This window comes from Stutzerimonas sp. CXK-1 (assembly GCF_057738225.1).
Genome location: NZ_CM173217.1, coordinates 2,139,363 through 2,151,086, shown reverse-complemented (window position 1 = coordinate 2,151,086; position 11,724 = coordinate 2,139,363). Strand labels below are relative to the sequence as shown.

11 protein-coding genes and 1 tRNA gene are annotated in these 11,724 nt (G+C 61.9%); 7 read left to right on the top strand and 5 right to left on the bottom strand.

The window, feature by feature from the left end; translation table 11 throughout:
• Positions 1-63: 63 nt before the first annotated feature.
• The 4 genes from infA to trxB form a co-directional block, all read right to left on the bottom strand.
• Complete coding sequence (gene infA / locus AC0KXH_RS10040) at positions 64-282, bottom strand: translation initiation factor IF-1 (RefSeq protein WP_002553999.1); 219 nt, start codon at positions 280-282, stop codon at positions 64-66.
• Positions 283-373: 91 nt separating this feature from the next.
• Entirely contained in the window at positions 374-1,081 is a 708-nt protein-coding gene (locus AC0KXH_RS10035) for an arginyltransferase (protein WP_041105563.1), read from the bottom strand.
• Positions 1,082-1,133: 52 nt separating this feature from the next.
• On the bottom strand, positions 1,134-1,814 hold the full coding sequence (gene aat / locus AC0KXH_RS10030) for a leucyl/phenylalanyl-tRNA--protein transferase (RefSeq protein ID WP_043220311.1): 681 nt from the start codon (positions 1,812-1,814) through the stop codon (positions 1,134-1,136).
• A gap of 45 nt (positions 1,815-1,859) precedes the next feature.
• Positions 1,860-2,807 (bottom strand): thioredoxin-disulfide reductase, encoded by a 948-nt coding sequence (gene trxB / locus AC0KXH_RS10025; protein ID WP_041105561.1) that lies wholly within the window; start codon positions 2,805-2,807, stop codon positions 1,860-1,862.
• 212 nt (positions 2,808-3,019) lie between these two features.
• Between trxB and ftsK the strand changes: the two genes are divergently transcribed.
• The 6 genes from ftsK (at position 3,020) to cysG (ending at position 10,714) form a co-directional block, all read left to right on the top strand.
• Positions 3,020-5,428, top strand: a complete 2,409-nt coding sequence (ftsK, locus tag AC0KXH_RS10020; protein ID WP_074519851.1) for a DNA translocase FtsK — start codon at positions 3,020-3,022, stop codon at positions 5,426-5,428.
• A gap of 18 nt (positions 5,429-5,446) precedes the next feature.
• Entirely contained in the window at positions 5,447-6,073 is a 627-nt protein-coding gene (gene lolA / locus AC0KXH_RS10015; RefSeq protein WP_041105559.1) for an outer membrane lipoprotein periplasmic chaperone LolA, read from the top strand.
• A gap of 43 nt (positions 6,074-6,116) precedes the next feature.
• Entirely contained in the window at positions 6,117-7,442 is a 1,326-nt protein-coding gene (locus tag AC0KXH_RS10010) for a replication-associated recombination protein A (RefSeq protein WP_165563367.1), read from the top strand.
• The gene (gene crcB, locus AC0KXH_RS10005; protein WP_041105557.1) at positions 7,439-7,813 is read left to right on the top strand and encodes a fluoride efflux transporter CrcB; all 375 of its coding nucleotides are present in this window, start codon (positions 7,439-7,441) and stop codon (positions 7,811-7,813) included. Before AC0KXH_RS10010 ends, crcB begins: the two co-directional genes overlap by 4 nt.
• A gap of 66 nt (positions 7,814-7,879) precedes the next feature.
• Complete coding sequence (gene serS, locus AC0KXH_RS10000; protein ID WP_061339472.1) at positions 7,880-9,160, top strand: serine--tRNA ligase; 1,281 nt, start codon at positions 7,880-7,882, stop codon at positions 9,158-9,160.
• 159 nt (positions 9,161-9,319) lie between these two features.
• On the top strand, positions 9,320-10,714 hold the full coding sequence (gene cysG / locus AC0KXH_RS09995) for a siroheme synthase CysG (protein WP_061339473.1): 1,395 nt from the start codon (positions 9,320-9,322) through the stop codon (positions 10,712-10,714).
• A 54-nt stretch (positions 10,715-10,768) separates the two neighbouring features.
• On the opposite strand, the gene AC0KXH_RS09990 is transcribed toward cysG, so the two are convergent.
• Positions 10,769-10,858 (bottom strand) — tRNA-Ser (locus AC0KXH_RS09990).
• A gap of 121 nt (positions 10,859-10,979) precedes the next feature.
• Here AC0KXH_RS09990 and AC0KXH_RS09985 point away from each other — a divergent pair.
• Positions 10,980-11,645, top strand: coding sequence for a Bax inhibitor-1/YccA family protein (locus tag AC0KXH_RS09985; RefSeq protein ID WP_041105554.1), 666 nt, complete (start codon positions 10,980-10,982; stop codon positions 11,643-11,645).
• Positions 11,646-11,724 lie beyond the last annotated feature (79 nt).

The following is an 11,724-nucleotide window of genomic DNA, read 5'->3' as shown; positions in this document are numbered from 1 at the left end:
TCGCCTTCACCGGCCCCAAAACAAAAATGCCCGGTTTGAACCGGGCGTTTTTCTCGCGCTCGATTAGCGTGCGCGGTAGGTGATGCGCCCCTTGCTCAGGTCGTAAGGGGTGAGTTCTACACGAACCTTGTCACCAGTAAGAATGCGGATGTAGTTCTTGCGCATCTTGCCGGAAATATGCGCAGTAACGACGTGCCCGTTCTCCAACTCCACGCGGAACATGGTGTTGGGCAGGGTGTCGACGACAGTACCTTCCATTTCGAAGCTGTCTTCTTTCGACATTCAGCAAAGCCCTCGATATCAATGAACGCCGACTGATACGTCGGCAAAAACGGCAAGTATTGTGCCTGAATTCCCCTGATGCGCCAAGCCGTCAGCTCAGTGTTATCCAGCGCTGGCTGACCAGCAGTTCGATGGGGCGGTACTCGGTCTTGTAATTCATCTTGCGGCAGTTCTTGATCCAATAGCCCAGGTAAACGGCCTTCAGTCCCAGTCGCGCCGCTTCGGCGACCTGCCAGAGAATGGCGTAGCGCCCGAGGCTTCGGCGCTCTTCGTTGGGGTCGTAGAAGGTGTAGACCGCCGAAAGGCCGTTCGGCAGCACATCGGTGACTGCCACCGCCAGTAGCCGGCCGTCGAGTCGAAATTCGTAAAACCGACTGAATGGCAGGTCGCGCACGAGGAAGGTGTTGAACTGCTCGCGGCTCGGTGGATACATGTCGCCATCAGCGTGCCGCTTCTCGATGTAGGTCGCGTACAGCGAGTAGTACTCCTCGGTGAAGCCCGCGCGCACCGCTTGGACTTTCAAGTCGGCGTTACGTTTGATAATGCGTTTTTGCTGGCGGCTGGGTAACAGCGCGTTGGCGGGAATGCGGGCAGGAATGCAGGCAGAGCATCGTTGGCAGTGAGGTCGATAGAGGTGGTCTCCGCTGCGACGAAAGCCCATCTCGGAAAGCTCGGCATATACCTGCACATCCATCGGCTGGCTGGGGTCGAGAAACAGCGTCGTGGCCTGTTCGTCGGGCAGATAGCTGCACGGATGGGGCTGGGTTGCGTAGAACTTGAGGCGGGCCAGTGAAGTCATGGTCAACTCTCACGAAACTTGCGTTCAGTGTAGGTCAGCTTGCCTTGCTCGACTACGCACGCCAATTCGTTTCGCCAGGTCGTTGCAGATGCTGAGCGAGCAGCCGTTTGAACTCGCTGCGAGGAATCGGGCGGGCGCCGAAACTGGCTAGATGGTGCGTATGCATCTGGCAGTCAATCATTTCGAATCCCCAGTCGCGCAGTCGTTCCACCAGTTGCACGAAACCAACCTTGGAGGCGTCCGTCTCCCGGCTGAACATCGACTCGCCAAAGAATAGGCGCCCCATTGCCAGACCGTATAAGCCGCCTACCAGGACACCCTGTCGCCACACCTCTACTGAGTGCGCAATACCCCGCTCATGCAGGCGGATATACGCGTGCTGCATAGCAGGCGTGATCCAGGTTCCTTCGGCATAGCTGCGGGGCTCGGCGCAGCCTTGGATGACCTCGGCGAACGCCTGGTCGAAGGTAACCCGCAGCTCGCCTTGGCGGATGCGCTTGCGCAGGCTTCGCGATACGTGTAGTTCGCCCGGGAACAACACGGTCCGTGGATCGGGAGACCACCAGAGTATGGGCTGACCCTCCTGGTACCAGGGGAAGCAGCCGTGCCGGTAGGCCGCGACCAGGCGCTCGGCGCTCAGATCGCCGCCGGCTGCCAGCAGCCCGTTCGGCTCACGTAGCGCCTGTTCAAGCGGAGGAAAGCCGAGATCATCGCGTTGCAGCCAGGTCAGCATAGGCCGTGCCGTCAGGAGGGGAGGCGGGCCAGGCCCGCCTTCGCGTCAGTTGTCGAGAAACTTCTCTGCATCCAGCGCAGCCATGCAGCCGGCACCGGCCGAGGTGATGGCCTGGCGATAGACGTGATCGGCAACGTCGCCGGCTGCAAAAACGCCTGCGATGCTGGTGGCGGTGGCGTCACCCTCACTGCCGCCTTTGATGGAGAGGTAGCCGTCTCGCATCGCCAGCTGGCCAGCAAAGAGATCGGTGTTGGGCTTGTGGCCGATGGCGATGAACACGCCTGCCAGGTCCAGGCGTGCCTCTTCGCCAGTCAGGGTGTGCTTTAAGCGCACGCCGGTCACGCCGCTGTCGTCGCCCAGCACCTCTTCGAGCGTATGGTTCCAATGCAGGCGGATGTTGCCGTTGGCAGCCTTTTCCATGATCTTGTCTTGCAGGATTTTTTCCGAGCGCAGCTTGTCGCGGCGATGGATCAGGTGCACTTCCTTGGCGATGTTTGACAGGTAGAGCGCTTCCTCGACCGCAGTGTTGCCTCCGCCCACGACAGCCACCACCTGGTTGCGATAGAAGAAGCCGTCACAGGTGGCGCACGCTGAAACCCCGCGGCCCGCGAACGCCTCTTCCGACGGCAGCCCCAGATACTGTGCCGATGCGCCGGTTGCGATGATCAGGGCGTCGCAGGTGTAGGTGCCGCTGTCACCCTTGAGTGTGAAGGGGCGCTGCTGCAGTTCTGCGGTATGGATGTGATCGAAGAGGATCTGGGTATCGAAGCGCTCGGCGTGCTTTTGCATGCGCTCCATCAGCGCGGGGCCGGTAAGACCTTCGACGTCGCCGGGCCAGTTGTCGACTTCGGTTGTAGTGGTCAACTGGCCGCCAGGCTGGATTCCGGTGATCACGAGCGGCTTGAGGTTGGCGCGTGCAGCATACACCGCGGCGGTATAACCGGCCGGGCCGGAGCCAAGGATGATCAGACGCGAATGCTTGACTTCACTCATAAAAAGCCCTCATAAGCCTTTGTTGCCAAATAGAAAAGCGTGCTCCAGTCGAGCCGCGCGGTGAAAAGTGGCGTTTATGCTACACCGAAGTCGAGGCGAATTGCCCGGGCAGCGGAACCGACATGCGATCAGGCCGACAAACCCGTACAATGCCCGGCTTACGGCTGTTACCGGTTCATCGAGCGCGCTGAAAGCGCAGGAAAAGAAGCGTTTTGAAGAACTCCTCTCCCTCTGCGACGGTCTCGTCGTGGCGACAGCAACTCCATTACCGCCTCAAGGAAGGCGCCTTGATTGCCCTGGGTGTGCTGTGCGCATACCTGTGGATGGCGCTGCTCACCTACGAGCCCTCCGACCCCGGGTGGACGCATACCAGTAATGTCCAGCAGGTACAGAACGCTGCCGGGCGTGCTGGTGCCTGGTTCGCCGACGTGCTGTTCATGGCGCTCGGTTATTTCGCCTACCTGTTTCCCTTGTTGCTGGCGATCAAGACCTGGCAGGTTTTCCGCGCACGTCATCAAGCCTGGCGTTGGAACGGTTGGCTATTCTCGTGGCGCCTGATCGGCCTGGTGTTCCTGGTCTTGTCGGGTTCGGCCTTGGCCTACATCCATTTCAATGCCGCCGAGGTCCTGCCGGCTTCGGCGGGCGGCGCACTTGGCGAGAGCCTGGGCCAGCTCGCGGTCAACTCGCTCAATGTGCAAGGCAGCACGCTGGGGCTGCTTGCGCTGTTTCTCTTCGGGCTGACAGTGTTCACCGATCTGTCCTGGTTCAAGGTGATGGACCTGACCGGCAAGATCACGCTCGATCTGCTGGAGTTGATCCAGAGCGGCTTCAGCCGGTGGTGGTCGGCACGCAGCGAGCGCAAGCAGCTGGTGGCTCAACTGCGCCAGGTCGACGAGCTGGTCAATGAGGTCGCGGCGCCTGTGGTGCGCGACCGGAAGGAGCAGGCGAAGGTCAAGGAACGTCTGCTGGAGCGCGAAGAATCGCTTGTTCGTCACATGAGCGAGCGTGAGAAGCGCCCGGCGCCGGTCATCGAGGCACCGGTTGCGCCGAAGGCACCCGAGCCGAGCAAGCGGGTCATGAAGGAAAAGCAGGCGACGCTGTTTGTCGACCCGCTGATCGAGGGGAGTCTGCCCCCCATTTCACTGCTCGACGTCGCCGAAAAGCAGCAGAAGCAGTACTCGCCCGAGTCGCTCGAAGCGATGTCGCGCCTGCTCGAAATCAAGCTCAAGGAATTTGGCGTCGAGGTGACCGTCGAGTCGGTCCATCCCGGCCCGGTGATCACGCGTTTCGAGATCCAGCCTGCTCCGGGGGTAAAGGTCAGTCGCATCTCCAATCTGGCCAAGGACCTGGCTCGCTCGCTGGCGGTGATCAGCGTGCGAGTGGTCGAAGTGATACCGGGCAAGACCACCGTCGGTATCGAGATCCCCAACGAGGATCGCCAGATCGTGCGCTTCTCCGAGGTGCTGTCGTCGACTCAGTACGACGATGCGAAATCGCCGGTGACGCTCGCCCTCGGGCACGATATCGGTGGCAAGCCGGTGATTGCCGATCTGGCCAAGATGCCGCACCTGCTGGTCGCCGGCACCACGGGTTCGGGTAAGTCGGTCGGTGTCAACGCGATGATCCTGTCGATCCTGTTCAAATCCACGCCAGAAGAGGCGCGGATGATCATGATCGATCCCAAGATGCTCGAGCTCTCCATCTACGAAGGCATTCCACACCTGCTGTGCCCTGTTGTCACCGACATGAAAGAGGCTGCCAATGCCTTGCGCTGGAGCGTCGCGGAGATGGAGCGGCGCTACAAGCTGATGGCTGCGATGGGGGTGCGCAACCTTGCGGGCTTCAACCGCAAGGTCAAGGAGGCCGAGGAGGCGGGTGCCCCGCTGCACGACCCGCTCTACAAGCGCGAGTCGATGGATGACGAACCGCCGTACCTGAAAGCGTTGCCTACCATCGTGGTGGTCGTCGACGAGTTCGCCGACATGATGATGATCGTCGGCAAAAAGGTCGAAGAGCTCATCGCGCGGATCGCGCAGAAGGCCAGGGCCGCCGGCATTCACTTGATTCTCGCGACGCAGCGGCCGTCGGTGGATGTGATTACCGGCCTGATCAAGGCAAACATTCCAACCCGCATGGCGTTCCAGGTGTCCAGCAAGATCGATTCGCGCACGATCCTCGATCAAGGTGGCGCCGAACAATTGCTCGGCCATGGGGACATGCTCTATCTCCCGCCGGGAACCGGCCTGCCGATCCGCGTACACGGCGCTTTCGTCTCCGATGATGAAGTCCATCGCGTGGTCGAGGCCTGGAAGGCGCGTGGCGCCCCGGACTACATCGAAGACATCCTTGCGGGTGTCGAGGATTCCGGCAGCGGCTTCGACGCCGGTGGCAGCGGTGGCGAAGGCGGCGAGGGCAGCGAAGAGGATCCGCTGTACGACGAAGCGGTACGCTTCGTTACCGAGAGCCGACGAGCTTCCATTTCCGCGGTGCAGCGCAAGCTGAAGATCGGCTACAACCGTGCCGCGCGTATGATCGAAGCCATGGAAATAGCCGGCGTCGTCACCTCGATGAACACCAATGGTTCGCGCGAAGTCATCGCGCCACCGCCCATTCGCGACTGAGTCGTAGCGAGGCTTTTCATGCAGCTGATTCGCCTGTTTTCCCTGTTCGCCCTGTTGCTCGTGCTGGCCCCCGTGCAGGCCGACGAGAACGCCTCTACCAAGCGCCTGACAAGCCTGCTCAGCCAGGCCGACACGCTGACCGGACGATTCTCTCAGCTGTCGCTCGATGCCAGCGGCACCCAGCTGCAGGAAACCTCGGGGGAGCTTGCGCTAAAGCGCCCGGGGCAGTTCCGCTGGCATACCGATGAGCCGATGGAGCAGCTGCTGGTTTCCAATGGCGAAAAGGTCTGGCTCTACGATCCTGATCTGCAGCAGGTCACCATCCAGCAGCTGGACCAGCGGCTGACGCATACCCCGGCGTTGTTGCTGTCGGGTGACGTTTCGACGATCAGCGAAAACTTCGAGGTCTCACACAAGGAAGTGGGCGACGTCATCGATTTCACGCTTCGGCCCAAGGCGCGCGACACCCTGTTCGACAGCCTGCGGCTGTCCTTTCGCGGCGGCGTCATCAACGACATGCAACTGATCGACAGCGTCGGTCAGCGGACCAACATCCTGTTCATGGGCGTGAAGATGAACGAGCCGTTGAAGTCGGGGCTGTTCCAGTTCGAGATCCCTGAGGGGGCAGATGTCATCTCCGAGTAATGGTCGGCCACGCGACGGCCAGGCGATCAAGGTAAAGCACTGAATGGACCTGTTCAGTCGGGAGCCCGTTGCCCAACCGCTGGCGGCTCGCCTGCGTCCGGCAAGCCTGGACGAGTACGTCGGGCAGGCGCATCTGCTTGCCCGCGGCCGACCACTGCGCGAAGCGCTGGAACAGGGCGCGTTGCATTCGATGATCTTCTGGGGGCCTCCCGGGGTCGGTAAGACCACCCTGGCACGGCTCCTGGCCAAGGTGTCGGATGCGCACTTCGAGACGGTCTCGGCGGTGCTTGCCGGCGTAAAGGAGATTCGCCAGGCGGTCGAGATCGCCAAGCAGCAGGCGGCCCAGTATGGACGGCGGACCATCCTGTTCGTCGATGAAGTCCATCGCTTCAACAAGTCCCAGCAGGATGCTTTCCTGCCCTACGTCGAGGACGGCACGCTGATCTTCATCGGCGCGACTACGGAAAACCCGTCGTTCGAGTTGAACAATGCACTGCTGTCCCGAGCGCGCGTGTATGTCCTCAAGAGTCTTGATGAAAGCGCATTGCGCAATCTGGTCGCACGCGCGCTGAGCGAATCCAAGGGGCTTGGGGAGCTGCGTTTGCAACTGCCGGAAGCCAGCTTCCAGATCCTGCTCGCGGCGGCCGATGGCGATGGTCGGCGTCTGCTAAACCTGTTGGAAAACGCTTCGGACCTCGCCGAGCCTGGTGGCAGCATCGAACCGGAGCTGCTGCAGAACTTGCTGGGTGATAGTCGACGTCGTTTCGATAAGGGTGGCGAAGCCTTCTACGACCAGATTTCGGCATTGCACAAGTCCGTGCGCGGTTCCAACCCGGACGCAGCCCTGTACTGGTTCGCGCGAATGCTCGATGGCGGGTGCGACCCGCTTTACATAGCCCGCCGCGTGGTGCGAATGGCCAGCGAGGAAATCGGCAATGCCGACCCCAGAGCGCTGGCGCTGTGCCTCGATGCCTGGGATGTGCAGGAGCGCCTTGGCAGCCCCGAGGGTGAGTTGGCGGTCGCGCAAGCGATCGTCTACCTGGCCTGTGCGCCGAAGAGCAATGCCGTCTACACGGCCTTCAAGGCAGCGATGCGCGATGCGGCAGAGCACGGTTCGCAGGAAGTGCCGCTGCACCTGCGCAACGCCCCGACTCGACTGATGAAAGAGCTCGGCTATGGCATGGAGTACCGCTATGCCCACGATGAGCCTGATGCCTACGCCGCTGGCGAAGACTATTTTCCGGAAGCGCTGGAGCCGCGCCGCTATTACCACCCAGTGCCGCGCGGCCTGGAGAGCAAGATTCGCGACAAGCTCGAGCACCTGGCACAGCTGGACAGTGCCAGCCCGATCCAGCGGAGGAAGCGTTGATGCGCATGCTGCTGGCCGTCGCGCTGGGTGGAATCGTCGGCACGCTGATGCGTTTCGGCATATCGCTATGGGTGTCCAACCAATGGCCGCGGCATTTCTACTTTGCCACCCTGACCGTCAATCTGGCTGGCTGCCTGATCATCGGCTTCCTCTACGCGCATTTTCTGACGCGCCCAGAGGTATCGCCGGAGCTGCGCGGGGCGCTGATCATCGGCTTTCTCGGTTCGCTGACGACCTTTTCCAGTTTTTCGCTGGATAGTTTGCGGCTCCTGGAAAGCGGCCAGGTGCTGACCGCGCTGTTGTATACGAGTGGCAGCGTCGTCGGCGGATTGCTGGCGGCATGGGCCGGCCTGGCGCTCGCCAGGTTATGAATGACGTGCGATCGCCAGTAAACTGCGCAACCCCTTTGCAACCCTTTCAGTCAGACGAGACCAACCATGCTTGATTCCAAACTGGTACGCACCCAGCTGCGCGAAGTCGCGCAGCGCTTGGCGACCCGAGGCTACAAGTTGGACGTCGAGCGCATCGAGGCGCTCGAAGCCCAGCGCAAGGTGGTGCAAACCCGTACCGAACAGTTGCAGGCCGAGCGCAATGCGCGCTCCAAGTCCATCGGGCAGGCCAAGCAGCGCGGCGAGGACATCGCCCCCTTGCTCGCCGACGTGGATCGCATGGGTACCGAGCTTGATTCCGGCAAGCAGGAGCTTGACCGTATCCAGAGCGAGCTGGACCAGCTGATGCTGAGCATTCCGAACCTGCCGCATGAATCCGTGCCGGTCGGAGACGACGAGGAGGGCAATGTCGAGGTGCGTCGCTGGGGTACGCCGCCGACGTTCGATTTCCAGGTACGCGACCATGTCGCGCTCGGCGAACAGCACGGCTGGCTCGATTTCGAAACGGCCGCCAAACTGTCCGGTGCACGTTTTGCGCTGATGCGCGGGCCTATCGCCCGGCTGCACCGTGCGCTGGCGCAGTTCATGCTCGATCTGCATACCCGTGAGCACGGCTATGAGGAAACCTACACGCCTTACCTCGTTCAGGCTCCGGCGTTGCAGGGCACCGGCCAGCTGCCGAAGTTCGAGGAAGACCTGTTCAAGATCAGCCGCGAGGGCGAAGCGGATTTCTACCTCATCCCCACAGCCGAGGTGTCGCTGACCAACATCGTCGCGGGCGAGATCCTCGATGCCAAGCAGCTGCCGCTCAAGCTCACGGCGCATACGCCATGCTTCCGCAGCGAGGCCGGTGCATCCGGTCGCGACACCCGGGGCATGATTCGTCAGCACCAGTTCGACAAGGTCGAGATGGTTCAGATCGTCGAGCCGGCGAAGTCCTTCGAGGCGTTGGAAGAACTGACCGGCCACGCCGAGCGTGTACTGCAGTTGCTGGAGTTGCCTTATCGCGTGCTCGCGCTGTGCACCGGCGACATGGGCTTTGGTGCGACCAAGACCTACGACCTGGAAGTCTGGGTGCCGAGCCAGGACAAGTACCGCGAGATTTCCTCGTGTTCGAACTGTGGTGACTTCCAGGCGCGTCGCATGCAGGCGCGCTATCGCAACCCGGAGAGCGGCAAGCCCGAGCTCGTCCATACGCTCAACGGTTCGGGCCTGGCGGTGGGCCGTACACTGGTCGCGGTGCTGGAGAACTACCAGCAGGCCGACGGCGCGATCCGCGTGCCGGACGTGCTCAAGCCCTATATGGGCGGTCTCGAGACGATCGGTTGACCGGGCCCGGGCGAGCGTGCCGAGGCCGGCCACTGAATGTGGTAGTCCGGAGGGCCAGGCCTCATCGCACGGCAGCCGCCGCGCGCTTACTTGATGCTCGACAAGGGCACGCGCAGCGGCAGCCGCTGTGATGGATACCCCAACTGCCAGGATTCGCTCATGGATTACCTTCCGCTGTTTCACGATCTAAAGGGCCGGCTGGTGCTCGTCGTCGGCGGCGGCGAGGTCGCCTTGCGCAAGGCGCGACTGCTGGCCGATGCAGGCGCCTGCCTGCGCGTGGTAGCGCCGAGCATCGATCAATCGCTGGTTGCGCTTGTCGCAGACAGCGGCGGTGAAAGCCGGGCGCGTAACTACACGGTCGATGATCTGCACGGCTGCGTGCTAGCGATTGCCGCTACCGATAGCGAGCCTACCAATGCACAGGTATCCGCCGATGCCCGTACGATCGGGATCCCCGTGAACGTGGTGGATGCGCCGGAACTGTGCAGTGTGATCTTTCCGGCCATCGTCGACCGCTCGCCGCTGATGATCGCGGTATCCAGCGGCGGCGACGCGCCCGTACTGGCGCGGTTGATGCGTGCCCGCATCGAGACGTGGATACCTGCTGCCTACGGCCAGCTCGCGGGCCTGGCGCGGCGCTATCGGGCGAGGGTCAAGGCGCGCTTCGCCAACGTCCAGCAGCGCCGCATCTTCTGGGAAGAAGTGTTTCAGGGGCCGATCGCTGAACAGGCGCTGAGCGGGCGACAGGCGCAAGCCGAGCAGTTGCTGGAGGAAAAGCTCGCGGGCGCCAGGGAACAGCTGCTGGGTGAGGTTTATCTCGTCGGTGCTGGGCCCGGTGATCCGGATCTGTTGACGTTCCGTGCCTTGCGCCTGATGCAGCAGGCCGATGTCGTGTTGTATGACCGCCTGGTTGCCCCGGCCATCCTCGAACTGTGCCGGCGCGATGCCGACCGGATCTACGTGGGCAAGCAGCGGGCCAATCACGCGCTGCCTCAGGAGCAGATCAACCAGCAACTGGTCGCTCTGGCGAAACAGGGCAAGCGCGTGTTGCGGCTCAAAGGGGGGGATCCGTTCATCTTCGGGCGTGGCGGTGAAGAAATCGAAGAACTCGCAGCCAATGGGGTGCCATTCCAAGTGGTGCCGGGAATCACCGCAGCCAGTGGTTGCGCCGCATACGCCGGCATTCCATTGACCCATCGGGATCATGCGCAATCGGTACGCTTCGTCACCGGTCACCTGAAGGACGGTAGCTGCGACCTGCCCTGGGCGGAGCTGGCCGCGCCGGCGCAGACGCTGGTTTTCTATATGGGGCTGGTCGGACTGCCGGTGATTTGCGAGCAGCTCATCGCACACGGCCGCGCCGCCTCGACACCGGCGGCACTGGTGCAGCAGGGCACCACGCGCAATCAACGCGTTTTCGCCGCAACGCTGGCCGATTTGCCCGGACGGGTGGCCACCGAACAGGTGCAGGCTCCGACGCTGCTGATCGTGGGGGAAGTCGTCCAGTTGCGCGAAAAGCTCGCCTGGTTCGAGGGCGCTGCGCAGACTGAATAGCGGTAGCTCGGAAATACAAAAGCCCCGGTAGAACCGGGGCTTTTGCTATGCAGATGGCGGAGGCGGTGAGATTCGAACTCACGGAAGAGTTTCCCCTTCGGCGGTTTTCAAGACCGCTGCCTTCAACCACTCGGCCACACCTCCGCATGAAGCGGGCGCCATAGTACCGGATCGAAACAGACTGTCAAACTCTGAGCGCAGAGTTCTGCCTCGCCTCTGTTATAGTCCGGGCAAATTCTCTTCGATCATCGTCAGGAGCGTCGCCATGCGAGAACACGAATACGCGCTTAGCCACGCAGAAGTGGAGCAGCGCGAAGTCAGCAAAGTGCTGCGTAACACCTACGGCCTGCTGGCCATGACCCTGGCTTTCAGCGGCCTGGTTGCCTATCTGGCCATGCAGGCCAATGCCGCGTATCCCAACATCTTCGTGGTGCTGATCGGCTTCTATGGCTTGTTCTTTCTCACCGTGAAGCTACGCAACTCGGCCTGGGGGCTGGTCAGTACCTTCGCCTTGACCGGTTTTATGGGCTATACGCTGGGCCCGGTCCTCAACCTGTATCTCGGACTGGCCAACGGTGGCGAGCTGGTGACGTCCGCGCTATCCATGACTGCCTTGGTGTTCTTCGGGCTGTCGGCCTACGTGCTGATAACGCGCAAGGACATGAGCTTCCTGAGCGGCTTCATCACCGCAGGCTTCTTCGTGCTGCTGGGAGCGATGCTGGTTGGCTTCTTCTTCCAGATCAGCGGTCTGCAACTTGCCATCAGCGCCGGCTTCGTGCTGTTTTCCTCGGCCTGCATCCTGTTCCAGACCAGCGCCATCATCCACGGTGGCGAGCGCAACTACATCATGGCCACGATTGGCCTGTTCGTTTCGCTCTACAACCTGTTCATCAGCCTGCTGCAGCTGCTGGGCATTGCGGGCGACGACTGACGGTTCGTGCTATCGAATCAGCCCGCTTCGGCGGGCTTTTTCATTTGTGTGCCTGGCGTATCATTGCAGCCCTGCATAA